The sequence below is a fragment of the Acidibrevibacterium sp. genome (assembly GCF_049965395.1).
Lineage (GTDB): Bacteria > Pseudomonadota > Alphaproteobacteria > Acetobacterales > Acetobacteraceae > Acidibrevibacterium > Acidibrevibacterium fodinaquatile.
In genome coordinates this window covers 1-22,057 of sequence record NZ_JBMFWJ010000046.1, presented here as the reverse complement: position 1 = coordinate 22,057, position 22,057 = coordinate 1, and the positions used below count along the sequence as shown (strand labels likewise).

Annotated in this window: 16 protein-coding genes; 15 read left to right on the top strand and 1 reads right to left on the bottom strand. The window is 65.3% G+C overall.

The annotated features are described in order from the left end of the window. Positions 1 to 110: 110 nt before the first annotated feature. Entirely contained in the window at positions 111 to 2,789 is a 2,679-nt protein-coding gene (pepN, locus tag ACP5M5_RS12080) for an aminopeptidase N (protein ID WP_427937709.1), read from the top strand. Between the two features lie 58 nt (positions 2,790 to 2,847). Next, complete coding sequence (locus ACP5M5_RS12075) at positions 2,848 to 4,731, top strand: diguanylate cyclase (protein ID WP_427937707.1); 1,884 nt, start codon at positions 2,848 to 2,850, stop codon at positions 4,729 to 4,731. Here the strand turns inward: ACP5M5_RS12075 and ACP5M5_RS12070 are convergent. Then, the gene (locus ACP5M5_RS12070) at positions 4,707 to 5,165 is read right to left on the bottom strand and encodes a DUF3237 domain-containing protein (RefSeq protein WP_427937705.1); all 459 of its coding nucleotides are present in this window, start codon (positions 5,163 to 5,165) and stop codon (positions 4,707 to 4,709) included. The two genes, ACP5M5_RS12075 and ACP5M5_RS12070, sit on opposite strands and share 25 nt — an antisense overlap. A 152-nt stretch (positions 5,166 to 5,317) precedes the next feature. Here ACP5M5_RS12070 and ACP5M5_RS12065 point away from each other — a divergent pair, with 152 nt between their 5' ends. The 13 genes from ACP5M5_RS12065 to ACP5M5_RS12005 all read left to right on the top strand — a co-directional run bounded on the left by ACP5M5_RS12065 (position 5,318) and on the right by ACP5M5_RS12005 (position 22,041). After that, on the top strand, positions 5,318 to 6,457 hold the full coding sequence (locus ACP5M5_RS12065; protein WP_427937702.1) for an acyl-CoA dehydrogenase family protein: 1,140 nt from the start codon (positions 5,318 to 5,320) through the stop codon (positions 6,455 to 6,457). A 144-nt stretch (positions 6,458 to 6,601) separates the two neighbouring features. Next, positions 6,602 to 7,510, top strand: coding sequence for a 3-hydroxyisobutyrate dehydrogenase (gene mmsB / locus ACP5M5_RS12060; RefSeq protein ID WP_427937699.1), 909 nt, complete (start codon positions 6,602 to 6,604; stop codon positions 7,508 to 7,510). Further along, the gene (locus ACP5M5_RS12055) at positions 7,507 to 9,186 is read left to right on the top strand and encodes an AMP-binding protein (protein ID WP_427937697.1); all 1,680 of its coding nucleotides are present in this window, start codon (positions 7,507 to 7,509) and stop codon (positions 9,184 to 9,186) included. The genes mmsB and ACP5M5_RS12055 overlap by 4 nt, the downstream gene beginning before the upstream one ends. A gap of 12 nt (positions 9,187 to 9,198) precedes the next feature. Further along, positions 9,199 to 10,374: an isovaleryl-CoA dehydrogenase gene (locus tag ACP5M5_RS12050; protein ID WP_427937694.1), complete on the top strand. Its 1,176-nt coding sequence runs from the start codon at positions 9,199 to 9,201 to the stop codon at positions 10,372 to 10,374. Between the two features lies 1 nt (position 10,375). Continuing rightward, positions 10,376 to 11,980, top strand: a complete 1,605-nt coding sequence (locus ACP5M5_RS12045) for a carboxyl transferase domain-containing protein (RefSeq protein WP_427937691.1) — start codon at positions 10,376 to 10,378, stop codon at positions 11,978 to 11,980. Between the two features lie 7 nt (positions 11,981 to 11,987). Beyond that, complete coding sequence (locus ACP5M5_RS12040) at positions 11,988 to 13,991, top strand: acetyl/propionyl/methylcrotonyl-CoA carboxylase subunit alpha (RefSeq protein ID WP_427937688.1); 2,004 nt, start codon at positions 11,988 to 11,990, stop codon at positions 13,989 to 13,991. Between the two features lie 191 nt (positions 13,992 to 14,182). Beyond that, on the top strand, positions 14,183 to 15,508 hold the full coding sequence (locus tag ACP5M5_RS12035) for a dihydroorotase (RefSeq protein ID WP_427937685.1): 1,326 nt from the start codon (positions 14,183 to 14,185) through the stop codon (positions 15,506 to 15,508). 34 nt (positions 15,509 to 15,542) lie between these two features. Continuing rightward, on the top strand, positions 15,543 to 16,292 hold the full coding sequence (locus ACP5M5_RS12030) for a hypothetical protein (protein WP_427937683.1): 750 nt from the start codon (positions 15,543 to 15,545) through the stop codon (positions 16,290 to 16,292). Positions 16,293 to 16,443: 151 nt separating this feature from the next. Next, the gene (locus tag ACP5M5_RS12025) at positions 16,444 to 18,147 is read left to right on the top strand and encodes a methyl-accepting chemotaxis protein (RefSeq protein WP_427937681.1); all 1,704 of its coding nucleotides are present in this window, start codon (positions 16,444 to 16,446) and stop codon (positions 18,145 to 18,147) included. Between the two features lie 147 nt (positions 18,148 to 18,294). Continuing rightward, positions 18,295 to 19,179, top strand: a complete 885-nt coding sequence (locus ACP5M5_RS12020; RefSeq protein WP_427937679.1) for a metal ABC transporter solute-binding protein, Zn/Mn family — start codon at positions 18,295 to 18,297, stop codon at positions 19,177 to 19,179. Next, a complete protein-coding gene (locus ACP5M5_RS12015; protein WP_427937677.1) occupies positions 19,176 to 19,991 on the top strand; it encodes a metal ABC transporter ATP-binding protein in 816 nt (271 codons plus the stop codon). Before ACP5M5_RS12020 ends, ACP5M5_RS12015 begins: the two co-directional genes overlap by 4 nt. Further along, complete coding sequence (locus tag ACP5M5_RS12010; protein ID WP_427937675.1) at positions 19,984 to 20,793, top strand: metal ABC transporter permease; 810 nt, start codon at positions 19,984 to 19,986, stop codon at positions 20,791 to 20,793. The genes ACP5M5_RS12015 and ACP5M5_RS12010 overlap by 8 nt, the downstream gene beginning before the upstream one ends. 93 nt (positions 20,794 to 20,886) lie before the next feature. Then, entirely contained in the window at positions 20,887 to 22,041 is a 1,155-nt protein-coding gene (locus ACP5M5_RS12005; protein ID WP_427937673.1) for an MFS transporter, read from the top strand. The last annotated feature ends 16 nt before the right edge of the window (positions 22,042 to 22,057 follow it).

Genomic DNA, 22,057 nt, shown 5'->3' with positions numbered 1-22,057 from the left:
TCAAGCTCTAAGGATTTCGTCCTGAGCGGGGAAATTAATGCGAACATTTCTACCTTGGGAAGTAACGCCGGAATGGCTTAAGGTGGCGGCTTTGCGCCCCTGGAGCGACCATGAGTGACACCTCAGCTGCCCCCGTGATCCGCCTCTCAGAGTATCGTCCGCCGGAATTTCTTGTCGAAACCGTCACCCTCGCCTTTGCTCTCGCGCCGGAAACCACCACCGTCACCACCCGCCTCAGCGTGCGTCGCGCAGCCGGTACGCCGGCGGGGGCGCCGCTCGTCCTCGATGGCGAGGGGCTCGCTCTCCGCGCGCTCCGGCTCGACGGCGCCGATCTCGCGCCAGAGCGCTATGCGCTTGATTCCCATCATCTGACCCTCCGCGACCCGCCGAGCGAATTCACGCTTGAGACCACGACCGAGATCCATCCCGCTGCCAATACTATGCTCTCCGGCCTTTATGTCTCGGGCGGCAATTTCTATACTCAATGCGAGGCTGAGGGCTTCCGCCGCATCACCTTTTTCCCCGATCGCCCGGACGTCATGGCACGCTACCGCGTGACCCTGACCGCCGATCGCGCGATGGCGCCCGTTCTTCTCGCCAACGGCAATCCCGTCGCGCATGGCGAGAACGATGACGGCACGCACTGGGCGACCTGGGACGATCCGCACCCGAAGCCGTGCTATCTCTTCGCCCTCGTCGCCGGCGATCTCATCGCTGTCCGTGATCGCTTCGTTACGCGCTCAGGGCGGGAAGTCCAGCTCGCGATCTGGGTCAGGCGCGGCGATGAGGACAAGACCGACTACGCCATGCATTGCCTGAAAGCGGCGATGGCGTGGGATGAGAGCCGCTTCGGGCGCGAATATGATCTCGAGGTCTTCAACATCGCCGCGGTTTCCGATTTCAACATGGGGGCGATGGAGAATAAGGGGCTCAATATCTTCAACACCCGCTATGTCCTCGCCCGCCCCGATACCGCGACCGATGCCGATTATCGCGGCATCGAGACGGTGATCTCGCATGAGTATTTTCATAATTGGACCGGCAACCGCATCACCTGCCGAGACTGGTTCCAGCTCTCGCTCAAAGAAGGGCTGACAGTGTTTCGCGACCAGGAATTTTCCGCAGACCAAGGCAGCCGTGGCTTGCAGCGCATCCAAGATGTCCGCCGCTTGCGCGCCGCCCAATTTCCCGAGGATGCCGGGCCGCTCGCCCATCCGGTGCGGCCGGACTCCTATCACAAAATCGATAATTTCTATACCGCGACGGTTTACCAGAAGGGCGCGGAACTGGTACGCATGATCGCCTCCCTCCTCGGCCCGCAGCGGTTTCGCGCCGGCATGGACCGTTATTTCGCATCCTGTGACAACCGGGCAGTGACGATTGAGGATTTTCTCGAGGCCCTCGGCGCCGGCGCCGGCGTCGACCTCACGCCGTTCCTTGCCTGGTACGCGACCGCCGGCACGCCGGAGGTGACACTGGCCGAGGACTATGATCCCGAGACCGGGATTTTCACCCTCCATCTCCGCCAACACATTCCGCCGACGCCGGGGGCGCCGAACAAACCGGCGCTGCCGATCCCGCTCGCGCTTGGGCTGTTGGATGCCGAAACCGGCGCCCCGATGGCAGCGAAACTCGCCGGCGAAACCACTGTATCAAGCGCCACGCGCCATCTGCTCCTCGATCAGCCGGCGCAAACCTGGCATTTCGAAGATGTCGGCCGGCGTCCGGTGGCCGCGATCGGGCGGGGGTTTTCGGCTCCGATCAAAATTCTCGGCCTCAGCCGCGAGCGGCTTCGCTTTCTCGCAACCCACGACCCCGATCCTTTTCTCCGCTGGGACTGCCTGCAGCGCTATGCCAGTGAAACCCTGCTTGCTGACGCTGACGCCTTGCGCACCGGCGCTGCCCCTGTGGCGGATGCGGGGCTAATTGCCGCGATCGCGGCGCTGCTCGATCAGGCCGAGGCCGACCCAGCTTTCGTCGCCGAGGCGATCACGCTGCCCGCCGTGACGCAGCTCGCCGAGGAGATGGCGGAAATCGACGTCGACGCCCTGCACATAGCGCGGGAATCCCTGCGCGCGGCGACTGGGCGGGCTCTCGCGGCGCCGCTTCGCGCTCTGTATGACAAGCTCCGCGCGACCGATTCCCCTGCGATCGACGGCGCCGCGATGGGCCGGCGGGCGCTCGCCAATGTCGCGCTCTCCTATCTCGTTGCCGGCGGCGAGGATGTGGCGATCGCGATGGCCGTCGAGCAATTCCAGACCGCACCGACGATGACCGGGCGGCTCGGCGCCCTCACCCTGCTCGCCGCGACCGAGCGGCCGGAGCGGGAGGCCGCGCTCGCTGATTTTTACGCGAGGTGGCGGCACGACCCGCTGGTTCTCGACAAATGGTTCGCAATCCAGGGCATGGCGCCGCTGCCGGGGGCGCCGGCGCGCGTTCGCGCACTCACCCGCCATCCCGATTTCACCGCCGCCAACCCCAATCGTCTGCGCGCCCTGATCGGCAGCTTCGCCCAGGCCAATCCGGTTGGGTTTCATGACGCGTCCGGCGACGGCTATGCGCTGCTTGCGGAAACCATCGCCGCCGTCGATCCCGCCAATCCGCAGGTCGCGGCGCGGTTGGCTTCAGCCTTCGGGATGTGGCGACGCATGCCACCCGCGCGACGGACTCTGATGGCGGCGGCGTTGGCGGGGCTTGCCGGGCGGCCCGACCTCAGCGCCAACAGCCGGGAGGTGATCACGAAAATGCTTGCCCCGTCCCAATCGGCCGGTGGCGTAACCCGCCATTAAGCCTCTTTCTGTAAACTCGAGGAGATCACTGCCCTATCGCAACAGATACGGGGGCCATTTGTCGTCCGCGCGTGTCGTATTCCCCAAGCCGCCGGGGCTTATCGCTGTCCTGCTGGTGTTCGTTTGCCTGCTCGAGGGAGCGATTGTGCTCTCGCGGCTCTGCGGCGAAACTCCGGCAATCTGGGTAGCCAACGGGGTTCTGCTCGGCGCCCTGCTGGTCGTCCCGAGCCAGCGCTTCGTCGGCTACCTCCTCATTTGCCTGCTCGCCGATTTCGCGCTCAATGAAGGCCGCGGCGATCACCTGCTGCTCAGCTTCATCATCGCCGTTTACAAACTCGCCGAGGTGGCGATCGCGTATGGCCTGCTGCGCGGGCGTTTCGGCGCCCGTCCCGATCCGGCGCGGCCGGGCGCTTTGGTCCGCTTGGCCGTCACCGCCCTAACCGCTCCGGTATTCCCGGCGATTTTCGCTACCGATGCGCGATTTTATTTAGCCGACGAGGCATTCGCCAAAAATTTGGTCGATTGGTATGCCGCGAGCGCTCTCGGCTTCATGATCGCAACGCCGCTCATTCTCGCGCTGTTCCGGCCGCGTCGTCCGGATCCGCCGGCGGCGAAGCAGTTTTTTTCGGCGTTTCGCTATTTTGCTTTCCTGGCCGCGGTCTGCGTCGTGGTGTTCTCGCAATCACGCTATCCGCTACGCTTTCTGGTGTTTCCGCCGCTGCTGCTGATCGCGAGCCGGCGTTCACTGCTCGAAACCGCCGCGGCGACGCTGTTTGCGGCGTTGACCATCCTCGGCTTCACGGTTGCCGGGCGTGGGCCGATTTCGCTACTGGCCCAGGCCGGAGTGCTGAGTGAGGGCGAAAAACTCCGCATCGCGCAGGGTTTCGTTTTCATCCTTGGTCTTTGCGCGCTGGCGCTGGCGGCGCGGACGGAGCAAACGCGGCGGCTTCGCGAAATCCTCGCCGCGCGGCAGGCGCGGCTGCGCGAAAGTGAGCGGCGCTACCGCGCGCTCGCCGATAATTCCACCGACGCGATCTACCGCATGGCGATCGACGGTCGCCGGCTCTATGTTTCGCCGGCGGCGCAAGAGCTGTTCGGCTTCTCGCCGGAGGAGCAGGTCGGGCGCCATTGGCGCGAGGAGGTGCATCCCGAGGACTGGCCGGCGGTCAAGGTCGAACTCCGCAAGCTTGCCGCCGGCAGCGATACCGTCGTCTTTTCCTATCGCCGCCGGTGCAAGAATGGCCGCTTTGTTTGGGTGGAGACGCGGGTGCGCGCGGTGCGCGACCGCGAAAGCGGGGTGGTGGGCGAATATATCGCAAGCTCGCGCGACATCTCGCGGCAAAAATCCACCGAGGAAAAGCTGAACGCCGCCAATGCCGCCCTCGTCGCTCTCGCCGCGACCGACGGCCTGACCGGCATCGCCAACCGCCGCAGTTTCGACGAAGCCCTCGAGCGCGAATGGCGCCGTGGCCAGCGTGAGCAAACAGCGCTCGCCCTGCTCATGATCGATGTCGATCACTTCAAGCCGTTCAATGATTTCTACGGCCATCTCGTCGGAGACGATTGTCTGCGGCGGCTCGCGGCGACGATCAAAGGCTGTCTGCATCGCCCCGGCGATCTCGCCGCGCGCTTCGGCGGCGAGGAATTCGCGGTACTATTGCCAACCACCGACGCGGTTGGCGCGCTCGAAATTGCCGAGCGCATCCATGATGCCGTCGCGGCGCTCGACATCGTCCATGAAGTCATCCCGCTCGGGCGGATTTCGCTCAGCATCGGCATCGCGAGCGACGGGCCGGAGCGTTACCACAGCGCCAACGCGCTGCTGCAGACCGCCGACCGCGCGCTCTATCTCGCCAAACACGAAGGGCGCAACCGCAGCGTCATCGCGGTGATCGACGACCACGGCGGCGCTGCTGGTCACGATATCGCAAAGACCCGATAGACCGGACCGCTCGGCGGGCGCTGGCCGATGCCGACGGCGAGCAGATCGTTGAGCCAGGCATAGCGGGGATCGCCGGTCTCGAAAATCAGCGCGGTGCGGAAATAATACTCGTCCGGCGCGACCGCCTCCCCGGCCGCAAGCCGGCGCATCACCGCCTCGGGGCCGGTGCGAAGACCGTGATAGCGCACATAAATCGACGCCCCATCCGCGGTTTCGAGGACGATCCGCACATCGAGAAGGGTACGCCCGCCGGCACCGACGACCAAGGCGTCCTCGCCGATCGGCAGGATGCGCCCGGAGAGCCGCGGCCCGGTAAAACGCCCGCCGCGGATCGGCACCACCCGCCGCTCGCCATAAGCGTTCGGCCCGATCACCGCCGGCGCGCCGACTTCGATCGCCATTTCGAACAGAAATTCGCTCGCCAGAGTGTCCATCAGATCTCTCCCCGCGCCAGCTTGACCGCTGACACAAAGCAACGCAAGCCCTTGGGAGGGGTGTCAAGATGGCGCGGAAGGGCTAACATGCCCGCTTGCGCGCTGGCCCCGGGGTAACGGGCGGAAGACAATCGGCGGGAGGAGCAAACGGCATGGATTTCGACCTCGACGAGACACGGCAAGCGATCCAGGACACCGCCCGCCAATTCGCCCGCGAAACTCTCCTCCCCAACGCCGCGCACTGGGATGAGGCGCGCATTTTTCCCCGCGAGGCATTGCAAGCTGCCGCCGCCCTCGGCTTTGCTGGCATCTATACGCGCGAGGCGCATGGCGGCAGCGGCCTCGGGCGGCTGGAGGCGGCGCTGATTTTCGAAGAACTCGCGGCCGCCGATCCCTCGACCGCGGCGTTTCTTTCGATCCACAACATGGTCGCCTGGATGATCGACCGCTTCGGCGACGAGGCTCAGCACGCGCGGTTTCTGCCCGCGATGATGCGCGGTGAGACCATCGCGAGCTATTGCCTGACCGAGCCGGGCTCGGGCTCGGACGCCGCCAGCCTCCGCACCACAGCGCGGCGCGACGGCGCGCATTATGTCCTCAACGGCAGCAAGGCCTTCATCTCGGGTGGCGGCGCTTCCGATCTCTATGCGGTGATGGTGCGCACCGGCGGCGCCGGCCCACGCGGCATCTCCTGCGTTCTCGTCGAGAAGGGAACGCCGGGTCTTGCGTTCGGCAAGCCGGAGCGGAAACTCGGCTGGAACAGCCAGCCGACGACGCTGGTGACATTCGAGGATTGCCGTGTGCCAGTGGCCAACCGGCTCGGCGCCGAGGGTGAGGGGTTCCGTTTCGCGATGGCTGGGCTCGATGGCGGGCGCGTCAACATTGCCGCCTGCTCGCTCGGCGGCGCCCGCGCCGCACTCGATCTCGCGCTTTCTTACGTCCGCGAGCGCCGGCAATTCGGCCAGCGCCTCGCCGATTTCCAGGCGCTGCAATTCCGCCTCGCTGATATGGCGACCGAGTGGGAGGCCTCGCGGCTGATGGTGCATCGCGCCGCCGTCGCCCTCGATCAGCGCACGCCCGATGCGACCAGCCGCGCGGCGATGGCCAAGCGCTTCGCGACCGATGCCTGTTTTCGCATCACCGATGAGGCGCTGCAGCTTCATGGCGGCTATGGCTATATCAAGGAGTACGCCATCGAGCGCTATCTGCGCGATCTCCGCGTGCATCGGATTCTCGAAGGCACGAACGAGATCATGCGCGTCATCATCGCTCGCCATCTGCTCGCCCAATGAGCGGGGAAGAATGTTCTTTTTTGAAAAAAAGAACCAAAAAAACTTCCCCCCTTGGGCAGCGCCTGCGGCGCGGCCCGGAAGACATAAGTGTTTTTGCTTCTTTTTCTTCGATAATGCGCAACAGCCCCTAGAGGAGATCGCGGCATGACAGACATCGCCTTCATCGGGCTCGGCAATATGGGCGCGCCGATGGCCGCCAACCTGGTGCGCGCCGGCCACCGCGTGCGTGGTTTCGATCTTAACCCGGAGCTTGTCGCCGCGCATCAGGCCGCTGGCGGTATCGCCGCGAGCAGCGCCTTGGCCGCTTGCGAGGGCGCCGAGATCGCGATCTCGATGCTGCCGGCAGGCGCCCATGTCTGCGCTCTCTATCTCGGCGATAGCGGTGTCATCGCGGCCTTGCGCGGGCGCGATGCGTTGCTGATCGATAGCTCGACGATCGATGTCGAAACCGCGCGCGCAGTCGCCGAGGCCGCCGCCGCTGCTGGCCTTGCGATGCTGGATGCGCCGGTCTCGGGCGGTGTCGGCGGCGCCCAGGCAGGGACGCTCACCTTCATGGTCGGCGGCGAGGCGGCGGCGTTCGCGCGGGCGCGGCCGATCCTCGCCGCGATGGGCAAAAACATCGTCCATGCCGGCGGGCCGGGCGCTGGGCAGGCGGCGAAAATCTGCAACAACATGATCCTCGGCGTCTCCATGCTCGCGGTGTGTGAGGCGTTCGTGCTTGCCGATCGGCTCGGCCTCGCGCGCGAGAAATTATTCGAGGTCAGTTCGACATCTTCCGGCCAATGCTGGTCGCTGACCTCGTACTGCCCGGTTCCCGGCCCGGTGCCGACCGCGCCCTCCAACCGCGACTATGCGCCCGGCTTCGCGGCCAGCTTGATGCTCAAGGATTTGAAACTCGCGCAGCAGGCCGCCGAGGCGAGCGGCGCCGTAACCCCGCTCGGGGCGAGCGCCGCGTCGCTCTATCAACGCATCAACGATGCTGGCCTCGCGGGCAAGGATTTTTCCGCGGCCTTCACCTGGCTTGCGGCGCAGAGCCGCGAGGTGGCGCCATGAGTGTTGCGAATTTTCATGCGGCGCGCGACTTTCTCTTTACCCACCGCACCGATTTGACCACGGCGGCACGCGATTTCCGCTGGCCAGAACTCGGGCATTTCAACTGGGCGCTTGATTGGTTCGACGGTCATCTCGCCCGCGGCGAGAGCTCAGCGCGGCCGGCGCTGGTGATCACCGGCGCTGGTGCGGCGCAGCTAAGCTTTGCCGAACTCGCGGCGCGCTCGAATCGGGTCGCCAACGGATTGCGTGCGCTTGGGGTTTCGCGCGGCGATCGCATCCTGCTGATGCTCGGCAATGTCGTTGCGCTCTGGGAGGTGATGCTGGCGGCGATGAAGCTCGGCGCGATCGTCGTGCCGGCGACGATGCTGCTCGCGCCATCCGATCTCGCCGATCGTTTCACGCGCGGGCGGGTGCGCTTTCTTGTTGCGGACGGGGAAGCTGCGGAAAAATTCGCCGGGCTCGATCCCAATGTGCGGCGCATCGCCGTTGGTATGGTGCCGCCGGGCTGGACCGATTATCAAAGCCTCTATACGGGATCAGCGGATTTCACGCCAGATGGCGCGACGCACGCCGATGATCCGATGCTGCTCTATTTCACATCCGGCACCACCGCGCGGTCGAAACTGGTCTTGCACAGCCATCGTTCGTATCCGGTCGGTCATCTCTCGACGATGTATTGGCTTGGTTTGCAACCGGGTGATCTCCATCTCAATGTCTCCTCGCCGGGCTGGGCGAAACATGCTTGGAGCTGTTTTTTTGCGCCCTGGAACGCCGGCGCGAGCGTGTTCATTTTCAACCAGCCGCGCTTTGTTGCCCGCGATCTCTTGGATGCTATCGTCGCCCATGGCGTCACCTCGCTCTGTGCGCCGCCGACCGTTTGGCGGCTGCTGATCCAAGAAAATCTCGCCGCTTGGAAAACGAGCTTGCGCGAAGTGACCGGCGCTGGCGAGCCGCTCAATCCGGAAGTGATCGAACAGGTCGAACGCGCCTGGGGCCTCACCATCCGCGACGGCTATGGCCAGACCGAAACCACGGCGCAAATCGGCAATCCGCCAGGGCAAAAAATCAAACCCGGCTCAATGGGTCGGCCGCTCCCTGGCTATCGCATCATGCTGCTGGATGCAGAGGATCACCCGGCCGAAGAGGGTATGGTCGCGATCGCGCTCGACCCGCCGCCCGCCGGCCTGATGCGCGGCTACCTAAGCGATGACGGCGGCATCGAGGCGATTACAGGCGATTTTTACCGCACCGGTGACGTCGCCTCGCGCGATGCGGAAGACTATCTCACCTATGTCGGCCGCGCCGATGACATTTTCAAAGCCTCTGACTACCGCATCAGCCCGTTTGAATTGGAAAGCGTATTGATCGAGCATCCCGCGATCGCCGAGGCCGCCGTTGTGCCGGCGCCCGATCCGCTGCGTCTTGCGGTGCCAAAAGCCTATGTCAGCCTCATCGCCGGGCACGCCGCCGATCGCGCAACGGCGCTCGCGATTTTTCGGCATCTCCGCGCCCGGCTCGCGCCCTATAAACGCATTCGTCGCCTCGAATTCGCGGATTTGCCGAAGACGATTTCCGGCAAGATCCGGCGCGTCGAATTGCGCCGCGCAGAGGCCGCGCGTGGCACCGAGCGCGCCGCCGGCGAATTTCGCGAAGAGGATTTTCCTGAACTCTCCTGAAAGGATTTGCTCATGGCCATTCCCAATGCCGCGAGCGGGCTCGATTTCTCGCTCGGCGAGGAGATCGACATGCTGCGCGATCAGGTGGCGCGCTTTGCGAGCGCCGAAATCGCGCCGCGCGCTGCGGCGATCGACCGCGACAATGAGTTTCCCGCCGATCTGTGGCAAAAAATGGGAGAGCTCGGCGTGCTCGGGATCACCGTCGAGGAAGACTATGGCGGTGCCGGGCTGGGCTATCTCGCCCATTGTGTGGCGATGGAGGAGATCAGCCGCGCGTCTGCCTCGGTTGGGCTTTCCTACGGCGCACACTCCAATCTTTGTGTCAATCAGATCCGCAGGAACGGCAACGCGGCGCAGAAGACGCGCTATCTTCCTCCCCTGATCGCGGGAACCAAAGTCGGCGCACTGGCGATGAGCGAGCCCGAAGCGGGATCGGACGTGGTCTCGATGCGGCTTCGCGCGGAAAAACGTGGCGAGGGCTATGTGCTCAACGGCACCAAAATGTGGATCACCAATGGCCCCGATGCCGACGTGCTGGTGGTTTATGCCAAGACCGATCCCGAGGCCGGGCCGCGCGGCATCACCGCCTTCATCGTCGAGCGCGGGATGAAAGGATTTTCCTGCGCCCAAAAACTCGACAAGCTCGGCATGCGCGGCTCCAATACCGGCGAATTGGTATTTGAGGACTGCCTGGTGCCCGCAGAAAACGTGCTCGGCGCGGTTGGGCGCGGGGTCAATGTTCTGATGAGTGGCCTCGATTACGAACGCGCGGTTCTCGCCGCCGGGCCGCTCGGCATCATGCAGGCCTGTCTCGACGTGGTTTTGCCCTATGTCCATGAGCGTCGGCAATTTGGTCGCCCGATCGGGGAATTTCAGCTCATGCAAGGCAAAATCGCCGACATGTATGTGACGCTGAATGCCGCCCGTGCCTATGTCTATGCCGTCGCCGCGAGTTGCGATCGTGGCCAAACCAACCGCAAGGACGCCGCCGGCGCCATTCTCTACGCCGCCGAACGCGCAACCTGGATGGCGCTGGAGGCGATCCAATGTCTTGGCGGCAATGGCTATATCAATGATTACCCGACCGGGCGGCTATTGCGTGATGCAAAGCTCTATGAGATCGGCGCTGGCACTTCGGAAATCCGCCGCATGCTGATCGGCCGTGAATTGTTCCAAGAGACCGCGTGAGATGCAGATTTCCTCGACGATCGATCCGCGTTCGCCGCAATTTCGCGAAAATCAAGCGGCGATGGCGGCGCTGCTGTCAGACCTCAACGCCAAGCTCGCCGCCATCGCCGAGGGCGGTGGGGCGGAGGCGCGGGCACGGCATATTGCCCGCGGGAAGAAGCTGCCGCGCGAGCGGATACGTCTCCTTCTCGATCCTGGCTCGCCCTTTCTCGAATTATCGCCGCTCGCCGGTCTTGGCCTGTATGACGACGCGGTGGCGGCGGGCGGGATCATCACCGGCATCGGGCCGATTTGCGGCCGCGAATGCATGGTGATTGCCAATGACGCGACGGTGAAAGGCGGCAGCTATTTCCCGATCACTGTGAAAAAACATCTGCGAGCGCAAGAAATCGCTTTTGAGAATCGTTTGCCATGTATTTATCTCGTCGATTCGGGTGGTGCCAATCTTCCCAATCAGGATGAGGTTTTCCCCGATCGGGAGCATTTCGGCCGCATCTTTTATAATCAGGCGCGGATGTCGGCGGCCGGGATCGCGCAGATCGCGGCCGTCATGGGATCCTGCACCGCTGGCGGCGCCTATGTGCCGGCGATGTCCGATGAAAGCATCATCGTCCGCAACCAGGGCACGATTTTTCTCGGCGGGCCGCCGCTGGTCAAAGCGGCGACCGGGGAAGTGGTGAGCGCGGAAGAGCTTGGCGGCGGCGAGCTGCATGCGAAAATCTCAGGCGTTGCCGATCATCTCGCAGAAAACGATGAACATGCGCTCGCGATCGCGCGTCGTATCGTCGGCCATCTCAATACTGTAAAGCCGCACGCGCTCGCGCTCCGCGATCCTCTGCCGCCACGTTACGATGGTGCTGAGCTGCACGGGATCGTGCCCAAAGATCCGCGCCAGAGCGTCGATGTGCGCGAAATCATCGCCCGCATCGTCGATGACAGCGCGCTTGATGAATTCAAACGGCTCTATGGGCCGACTTTGGTCACCGGGTTCGCTCATATCCATGGCTATCCGGTCGGCATCATCGCCAATAACGGCATTCTTTTCTCCGAATCCGCCGAAAAAGGGGCGCATTTCATCGAACTTTGCGCCCAGCGCGGCATTCCCCTGGTATTTCTGCAAAACATCACCGGCTTCATGGTCGGGCGCAAATACGAGGCCGGCGGCATCGCGAAGGACGGCGCCAAGATGGTAACCGCGGTTGCGACCGCGAATGTGCCGAAAATCACCGTTATCATTGGCGGCAGTTTCGGCGCCGGCAATTACGCGATGTGCGGGCGCGCTTATGGGCCACGCTTTCTGTTTCTCTGGCCGAATGCCCGCATCAGCGTCATGGGTGGCGAACAGGCGGCCTCGGTGCTTGCGCAAATCCGCCGCGACAATCTCGAGGCGCGCGGCGAAACCTGGCCAAAAGAGGAGGAGGAGGCGTTCAAGGCGCCGATTCGCGCGCAATATGAAACCCAAGGAAACCCAACCTATGCGTCCGCGCGGCTGTGGGATGATGGGGTCATCGATCCGGCGGCAACCCGACGCGTGCTCGCGCTTTCGCTGTCAGCGGCGTTGAACGCGCCGATCGCTGCCACGCGCTTTGGCGTCTTTCGGATGTGAGGCCGCGATGTTCGAGAAAATTCTCATCGCCAATCGCGGTGAAATCGCCTGCCGCATCATGCGCACGGCGCGGCGGATGGGTGTCAAGACAGTTGCCGTCTATTCCGAAGCCGATCGCGACGCGCGCCATGTCGCCGAGGCTGATCAAGCGTTCGCGATCGGGCCGGCGCCGGCGCGGCAGAGCTATCTCTCGATCCCGGCGCTGATCGACGCGGCAAAAGCGAGTGGTGCCGCGGCAATCCATCCCGGCTATGGATTTCTCTCGGAAAACGCGGATTTCGCTGAGGCCTGCGCCGAAGCCGGCATCGTGTTCATCGGCCCACCAGCGAGCGCGATCCGCGCCATGGGCTCGAAGGCCGCGGCGAAGGCGCTGATGGCGGCGGCCGGCGTGCCGTTGGTTGCAGGCTATCATGGGGAGGATCAGAGCGAGGCGCGGCTCGCCGCGGCGGCCGGCGAAATCGGCTATCCGGTGCTGATCAAGGCCTCGGCCGGCGGCGGCGGCAAGGGCATGCGCATCGTCACGACCCCGGGCGAATTTGCTGCGGCCCTCGCCGGTGCCAAGCGCGAGGCCGCCTCCGCTTTCGGCGATGATCGTGTTCTGGTCGAAAAATATCTCGAGCGGCCGCGCCATATCGAGATCCAGGTTTTTGCCGATCAGCACGGCAACTGCGTGCATCTTTTCGAGCGCGACTGTTCGATCCAGCGCCGGCATCAGAAAATCATCGAGGAGGCGCCCGCCTTCGGCCTCGATGCCGCAACCCGGGCGGCGATGGGGGAGGCGGCGATCCGTGCTGCGCGCGCCGTCGATTATGTCGGTGCGGGAACGGTAGAATTCATCAGCGCCGGTGGCACGTTTCACTTCATGGAGATGAACACGCGGCTGCAGGTCGAGCACCCGATCACCGAAATGATCACCGGCCTTGATCTCGTCGAGTGGCAATTGCGCGTTGCCGCCGGCGAGAGGCTCCCGCGCAGGCAGAACGAGCTCGCGATCGCCGGCCACGCGATCGAGGCGCGGATTTACGCCGAAGACCCGGCGCGTGATTTCCTCCCCGCGACCGGGATCATCCGCTATCTCGGGGAACCGGCGGCGAGTGCCGCGGTGCGGATCGATTCCGGCGTGCGCGCGGGCGATCGCGTCGGCGTGCATTACGATCCGATGCTCGCCAAGCTCATCGTCCATGGTGATGACCGGGCGGCGGCGCTGGCGCGGCTGCGCGCGGCACTCGCGGAGTTTGCCCTGATCGGCGTGCGCAACAATCTCGCGCTGCTGCGCGCCATCGCCTCGCACCCCGATTTCGCCGCTGCAGCCCCTGATACCGGCTTCATCGCGCGTCACCCCGATCTGCTGGCGCCGCCCGCAGCGGCAGCGCCACCCTCGGTGCTCGCGGCCGCGGCGCTCCATGTGCTCGCCGGGCGTAGCGCTGCGCTGGCGCGCGAAACCCGGGCGAGCGCCGACCCGGCCTCACCATGGGCGGCGCGGGATGGCTGGCGCCTCTATGGCCAGGCGCCGGAGGATGTGCTTTTGCGCGCCGAGGACGGCGATCACCGAATCGCGGCACTCTGGCAAGGAGAGGGCGCCTATCGCCTCACCTTGCCAGATGGCTCGATCACCGAGGCGCGCGGCCGCGCGGATGGCGCGCGCTGGCGCCTGATCCTCGATGGTCGTCAGCGCGGCCTTACCGTGGTCGAAACCGAGGAGGCGCTGGTGGTGCTCGACGAGACGGGGGAATACCGCTTCCGCGTCGTCGCCCCGGGCGCGACGGCGGCCGACGAGGGCGAAGGCGATGGCCGGATCACGGCCCCGATTCCGGGCTATGTCCGCGGCGTCCTCGTCGCGCCCGAGGCACCAGTCGCGCGCGGCCAGGCGCTCGTGGTGATGGAGGCGATGAAAATGGAAATCACCCTCACGGCCCCTTTCGCCGGCAGGGTCGGCGCGGTGTCCGCGGCGATCGGGGCGATGGTAGAAGAGGGGCAGGAATTGGTGGTGATCACCCCGGAACCGTCATAGCCGCCTGACGGGTGATCGGCCCACTTACGCATCTGCGCCCTGCGCCGCGGCCGCAGTGAAAGCCAAGGCGGGTGAGGAAAAATGTTCTTTTTTGAAAAAAAGAACCAAAAAACTTTTATCCTGGGGCAGCGCCTGCGGCACTGCCCGCGCCGAGACAACGCGACACGCTATTCTTCGATAAGGACGCCCCGATGCCAGAAACCTACGATCTCATTATCGAAAACGGCATCTGCGCCTTGCCGTGGGGGCTTGAGGAAACCTCGATCGCGGTGCGCGATGGGCGCATCGTCGCCCTTGGCGTGCCGGCGAGCGCGGGTGCGCCCACGCGGATCGAGGCGCGCGGGCTGCATGTTCTCCCCGGCCTCATCGATGCCCATGTGCATCTGCGCGATCCCGGCGATGCCAGCGTCGAGTCCATCCCGACCGGCACCCGTGCCGCTCTTCTCGGCGGCTTGACGGCGGTTTTCGACATGCCGAACACCGCGCCGCCAGTGGTGGACGCCGAGCGCCTCGCCTGGAAACAGGCTTACATCGAGGGCGCGGCCTATTGCGACATGGGGATCTATGTCGGCGCGACACGGGAGAACATCCCCGCGCTCGCCAATCTCGAGGCCGGGCGCGGGGTCTGTGCCATCAAAGTCTTTGCCGCGAGCAGCACCGGCGATCTGTTGATCGAGGATGACGCGACGCTCGCCCGCGTCATGCGCGCCGGGCGGCGCCGGATCGCCTATCACAGCGAGGATGAATATCGTCTGCGCGAACGCCGGGCGCTGTTTGCCGCCGGCGAGCCCTACGCCCGCCACGCCGAATGGCGCGATCCCGAGACCGCGTTTCTCGGCACACGCCGGCTGATGGCGCTGGCGCGCGAAACCGGCCGGCCGGCGCATCTCGTGCATGTCTCGACAGCGGAGGAATTCGCCTATCTCGGCGCGTTTCACGACATCACCACCATCGAGGTGCTGGTCAATCACCTGACTCAGGTGGCGCCAGACTGCTATGAGCGGCTCGGCGCCTATGCCGTGATGAACCCGCCGCTTCGCGACAGCCGCCATGTCGAGGCGGCGTGGCGCGCGGTGCGCGACGGGCTGGTGGACAGCGTCGGCTCTGATCACGCGCCGCACAGCCGGGCGGCGAAGGCGCGGCCCTGGCCGGAGACGGCGGCGGGGCTGACCGGCGTTCAGACCCTCGTGCCGCTGATGCTCGATCACGTGCATCACGGCCGGCTTTCGCTGATGCGCCTTGTCGATCTGCTCGCCGCCGGCCCGGCGCGCGTCTTCGGCGCGGTCGGGAAGGGGCGGATCGCTGCCGGCTATGATGCTGATTTCACGCTGGTCGATCTCGGCGCGCGCCGGCGGATCGAGAACGCCAAGATGGCAACCCCCTGTGGCTGGACCCCGTTTGATGGGTTGACCGTCACCGGCTGGCCGGTGATGACCGTGCTGCGCGGCGAGGTCGCGATGCGCGATGACGAGGTGCTGGGGGCGCCGCGCGGGCGGCTGGTGCGGTTTTTCTCGTGAAGGTGGGCGTCGGGGAGGGGCGGTTTTGACGCAGATGGCACCCGATGGACAGGTTTCCGCCCCACGCCTGGTGATTACGCTCGGGCTCTATGGCAGCGCTTCGACCTGGCTTTTTAATGTCGTGCGTGAGACGCTGAACGCAGCCCACGGGGTGGAGCGGGTCTGCGCCTATTATGCAGACGCGATCGCGCTCATTCTTCAGGATGGCGCGATTCCTGGCCGGCATGTCGTCGTCAAGATGCATGTCGGGGATGACACGCTGCCGGCTTTCGTCTATCTCGCCCAACCGCTCCTGCTGCTCAGCGTGCGCGACCCCCGCGATGCCGTGGTGTCATTGATGGAGCGTTTCGACCAGGATTTCGACAAAGCGGCGGCGCGCGTCGTGCAAAGTGCCCGGCGCATTTTCCCGTTCGCGGCCGCAGGGCATCCCTATCTGCGCTATGAGGATAATTTCTTCGCGCGCCGCGAAACCCTCGACGCGATCGCCGCCCGGCTCGGTGTCGCGCTAGCGGACGCCACCAAGACGGCGATTTTCAGCCGGTATGAAACCAACGCGGTGCGAGATTTCGCAACGCATGTCGGCGATCTGCCGAAGGAAAGGCTGGATGGCGGCGAGGCTGACCTTTTCGATCGCGTGACGCATATTCATCGCGGCCATATCGGCGATGGCCTGATCGGCAAATGGCGCGAGCGCCTCTCGCCCGCGCAAAGTGCTGCGATCACGCAGGCGCTCGGTGATTTCATCGCGAATTTCGGCTATGGGCCTGGCGCTGCCGGTGTGTAGATAGCCCGATCGGCGCCCTCTCCGGGCGCGCCCCATCATGAGCGCGGGGTTGGCGCGCCGCCGGCCGACGCGGGGACAAATAGCGAGTTACCATTGCTTTACCTTATTGCGGCACTATCGGGGCTGTCTGTACGTCTTCGAAGAGGTTCCGATGCCTTTTTCCCTTGCGTCGCTGCGCCAGCCACGGCTTTCTCTTCGCCAGCTCATGATCGTCGCGGCGTCGCTGGTTTCGCTCGCGATCATCGCTGGCCTCGCGATGGTCGAGCAGTATCACGACATGCTCGACGCCAAGATTGCCAAGCTCCGCGCGGTGACGGAGGAGGCGCTGTCGGTCGCCGCGGTCCTCGAAAAAAAGGTCGAGGCCGGGCAGTTGACGCGCGAGGAGGCGATTAAGCAATTTCGCGATACGGTGCGCCCGCTCCGCTTCGATAACGGCACCGGCTATATTTTCTCCTATGACATGAATGGCCTGACGATGATCCTCGGGCCAACCCCGGAACGCGAGGGGACCAATCTGTTCGAGGTGCGCGATTCGGAGGGATTTCCCTTCGTGCAGGAGGAAATTCGCGTCGCCAAGGCCGGCGGCGGCACGCTTTCCTATCATTATCCCAAGCCGGGGAGCAAAGTTGCGCTGCCGAAAATTAGCTATGTCGCGCCGTTTGCGCCGTGGAATCTCTATGCTGGCGCAGGGCTCTATACCGACGATCTGCGCGCGGTGCTGTGGTCGAAATTTCTTCGTTTCGGGGGGATCATCCTCGCCCTGTTCGCGGTCTCCAGCGTGATCGCCTGGCTGGTTGCGCGCAGCATCACGCGGCCGCTGTCGCGCTTGCAGCAACGCATGATCGATCTCACCAAGGGGGATCTCGGCGCCGAAATCCCCGGCCATGACCGCGGTGACGAAATTGGCGAGATGGCCCGCGCCGTCGAAGTATTCCGCCAGAACGCGATCGAGCGGGTGGAACTCCGTGCCGAACAGGAGCGGCAGGCCAAGCGGGCGTCTGAGGAGCGGCGTTTGGCGCGGCTCGAACTCGCCGACGGGTTCGAGCGGAGCGCCGGCGCGATCGTCGCCGCCGTCGCCGGTGCCGCGACGACGATGCAGAACACCGCGCGCGGTATGACCGGCATCGCCGAGGATGCCTCGGCGCAGACCGCGAAAGTCGCCCAGGCGGCGGGCGAGGCGAGCCGCAATGTCCAGACCGTCGCCGCCGCCACCGAGGAATTGAGCGCCTCGATCGGCGAGATCAACCAGCTCGTCAGCCGTTCCGCCGAAACCGCCGCGCGTGGCGTTGCCGAGGCGCGGCGCACCGACGAGACGGTCAAAAGCCTCGCCGAAGGGGCGCAGAAAATCGGCGATGTGATCATGCTGATCCAGACTATCGCGGCGCAGACGAATCTCCTTGCGCTGAATGCGACGATCGAGGCGGCGCGCGCCGGCGATGCCGGCAAGGGCTTCGCCGTCGTGGCCTCGGAGGTGAAAAATCTCGCCAACCAGACCGCGCGCGCGACCGAGGAGATCGCCGGTCAGATCGCGACCATCCAGGGGGCGACCAGCCAGGCGGTCGCCGCTATCGCAACCATCGGGGAGATGATCGGGCAGATGAACGAGGCGACGACCAGCATCGCCGCCGCGATCGAGGAGCAAGGCGCGGCAACGCGCGAAATCGCCGGCAATGTCGGCCAGGCGGCGCACGGCACCGAAATCGTCTCGACCACCATCACCACTGTCGCCCGCACCTCCTCAGAGGCCGGCAACGCCGCCGGCGAGGTGTTGCAGGCGGCCGGCGAACTCTCGACGCAATCGGCGAAACTCCGCGGCGAAATCGACAATTTCCTCGCGACCCTCCGCGCCGCCTGAGTAGCGTTTCACACCGCATCGCGTGAGCCCCGCCCGTCCCAGGGCGGGGTTTTTGCCGTCGGCAGGGCTGAAAAACGGGGATTGCCGGCCAAAAAGAAACGTTATAATGTTTCGTTTAGGCCCCTCATGCTCCAGGAAACCTCGCTCATGCCGCGTTTTCGTCTGCGCCTCTTCGGCTTTGTCGCCGGCGTTGGTCTTGCCGCATGCCTTGCCTCCGCCGCCGAGGCTGGCGCCCTCGGGGTGGTTGCCGCGGAGAATTTTTATGGCGATGTTGCCCGCCAGATCGGCGGTGCCGCCGTCTCGGTCACCAGCATTCTCGAAAATCCCAATCAGGATCCGCATCTCTTTGAGGCCAACCCCTCGGTCGCGCGGGCGGTTGCGGCCGCGAAAATCGTCGTCTATAGCGGCATCGACTATGATCCGTGGATGGAAAAGCTGCTCGCCGCATCGCCGCGAGAGCGCAGCGTCATCGTTGTTGCCGCGCTGATCGGGCGCAAGACTGGCGACAATCCGCATATCTGGTATGATCCCGCCACCATGCGCCTTTTCGCCGAGCGTTTCGCCGCCGTCCTCAGCGATGCCGACCCGGCTCACAAGGCCGAGTTCGCCGCCAATCTGGCGCGGTTCGAGGGCTCGCTCGCGCCGATCGAGGCCAAGATCGCCTCCCTTCGCGCCCGCCTCGCGGGGACGCCGGTCGCCGCCACCGAGCCTGTCTTCGGCGAGATGTTCGCGCGTCTCGGCATGGTGGTCCGCGATATGGCTTTCCAGATGGCGGTGATGAACGACACCGAACCCGCGGCCAAGGATGTCGCCGCGTTCGAGAACGATCTCCGCCAGCATCGCGTTCGTCTGCTCGTCTATAACGCGCAGGCGAGCGATCCGGCGGCCGAGAAGATGGAAAAGATCGCCCATGCGGCGGGCGTGCCGGTTGTCGGCGCGAGCGAGACCGAGCCGCCGGGGGAGGATTATCAGCATTGGATGGCGGCGGAACTCGATGCCGTTGATCGCGCCCTGCCTGCGTCGCGTCCTTGAGCCTACTCGCCTTTCATAACGTCACGTTGGCGTTCGGCGGGCGGGAGGTGTTGCGCAGCATCGATCTCGCGATCGAGGCGGGGGAGTTCGTCGGCCTGCTTGGCCCCAATGGCGCCGGGAAGACGACGCTGCTACGCGCCGCCCTTGGCCTTCTTGCGCCGCGCACGGGTGAGGTCCGCGTGTTCGGCAGGCCGGCGCGGCGGGGCAATCCGGCGATCGGCACCATTCCGCAAAGCCGCGCTTTTCCCGGCGCGATGCGGCTTTCAGGCTATGATCTGGTCGCGGGCGTGGTGCGCGGCCATCGCCTGGGCCTGCCCATCCTCGGCCGCGACGGGCGGCGTGAGGTCGCGGCGGCGCTCGAGCGGGTCGGGGCGAGCGCTTTGGCGCGGCGCCCGCTCGGCGAACTCTCGGGCGGCGAGCGGCAGCGCCTGCTGCTCGCGCAGGCGCTGATCGGCGAGCCGCGCTTGCTGCTTCTCGACGAGCCGCTGATCAATCTCGACCCGCGGCATCAGCACGAAATCGTCACCCTGGTGCGTGACGTTCAGCGCGAGCGTGGCCTCACGGTGATTTTCACCACGCACGAGATCAACCCGCTGCTCGGCGTGCTCGATCGGGTGCTCTATCTCGGTGGCGGCGCGGCGGCGCTGGGGCCGGTCGAGGCGGTGATCACTGGCCCTGTCTTGTCGCGCCTTTATAACGCGCCGATCGAGGTGGTGCGGCTCGGCGGGCGGATCTTCGTTTTCTCCGGCGCGGCCGATCTCGAAGCCAACGCCCATCGCCACGACGATGGTGGGCATTCTCACGATGCTTGACTATGAGTTCATGCGCAATGCCTTCGCCGCCGCCGGCATCGTCGCCCTCACGGCGGGGATCATCGGATATTTCCTGGTGCTACGTGGCCAGAGTTTCGCCGGCCACGCGCTGTCCCATGTCGGCTTCACCGGCGCGACCGGCGCGGCCTTGCTCGGGATCGCGCCACTTGCCGGGTTGATCGCGGCGACCTTGCTGGCCGGGCTCGGGATGGGGGTGCTCGGGGTTGACCGCGCCAGCCGCGATGTCGCGATCGGCATGGTGCTCGCCTTCGCGCTCGGGCTCGGGATGCTGTTTCTGCATTTTTTCACGTCCTATGCGACCGTCGCGACCGCGCTGCTGTTCGGCAATGTGCTGGCGGTGGAACGGGGGACGATCCTGCTGCTCGCCGCCCTCGGCGCTGGCGCGCTCGCAACCCTCGCGGTGATTTCACGCCCGCTTTTGTTTGCCAGCCTGCAGCCCGAACTCGCCGAGGCCAAGGGGGTTTCGCTCCGGCTCTACGCGGTTCTCTTTCTCGCCATCGTCGCCATCGCCACGGCGCTAGCGACCGAGGTGGTCGGCGTGTTGCTGGTGTTTACTTTGTTGGTCGGCCCGGCGGCGGCGGCGATGCCGTTGACCCGCCATGTCGCGACCGGGGTCGCGCTGGCCGCGACATTGGCGCTCGCTGAGGCCTGGGGCGGCCTCGTGCTCGCGTATCATACGGATTGGCCGGCGAGCTTTGCGATCACCCTGCTCAGCGCCGCTTTTTATGCCTTCGCCCATCTCGGTCCCGGGGCTCTGGCGCGGCTTCGCGCACGGCGCTAATAAAGGGCAAGACATCTGTCGTTTCACCCGACCCAAACCCGACCTTGGGCGTGGCCGGGGCTGACGGCGGGGCAAAACGGGTGGGAAGCCGGCGTGACGACATTCCAGCAACGCCGCCTTGGCGTCATGGCGGCCGGCTTCGGCACTTTCATCAATCTTTATACCACCCAGGCCATTCTCGCCGTCCTTGCTGGCGCCTATGGCGTGCCGCTCGCCGAAACCGGCCTCACGGTCACCGCGCCACTGGCCGCGGTTGCGATCGTCGCCCCTTTCGTCGGCTCGATTTCGGATCGGCTAGGGCGCAAGCGCCTGATCGTTGGCGCCGGCTTTCTCCTCGCCGTGCCGACGCTCGCCATCGCCTTCGCGCCGAGTTTCGCCGCCCTGCTCGCCTTCCGCTTCGCGCAAGGGCTGCTATTGCCGTTCATTTTCGCGGTGACGATCGCCTATATCGGCGATGAGGTGACGGATGCGGAGAATATCAGCCTTGCTGGCAATTATTCGATCGGCACCATTCTCGGCGGATTTTGTGGCCGCCTCGTCGCCGGCTATAGCGCGGCGCTGATCGGCTGGCGGGCCGGATTCATCTTTCTTGGAACCCTCACCGCGGCGGCGGCGCTGATCGTCATGCTATGCCTGCCCCGCGAGCAGCGTTTCCGCCCGCAGCGCGGCGTTCGCGCCGCGCTTGAGGGGTTTGCCGCCCATCTCGTCAACCCGCGGCTGATCGCGACCTATGCCGCCGGTTTCGCGGTGCTGTTTTCGATCGTCGCGACCTTCACCTTCGTCAATTTCCTCTTGGCGGCGCCGCCTTATCGGCTCGGCCCGGCAGAACTCAGCAACGTTTTCGCGACCTATCTGGTCGCGCTGGTCTCGACACCGCTTGCAACGAGGCTCGCCATTCGCTTCGGTCGGCGTGTGACCCTTACACTCGCGGCGCTGAGCGGGATCGCCGGGCTTTTGCTGACGCTCGCGGCGCCGCTCGGCTGGGTCGTCGCTGGGCTTGCGCTCGGGGTTGGCGGGATGTTCATTGAGCAGGTGATGGCGCTCGGCTTCATCGGCACGGTGGCGGCGCGGGCGAAATCCACCGCGGTTGGGCTCTATGTCACATTTTATTATATCGGCGGCAGCCTCGGCGGCCTGCTCCCCGCCGGAATCTGGCATGCGGCTGGCTGGCCGGGGTGCGTTGCCCTCGTCGCCATGGTTCAGCTCGTGATGTTGGCGATCGCGCTGCCCTTTTGGCGCCCAGCCTGAAAACAGTCTCCCAAGA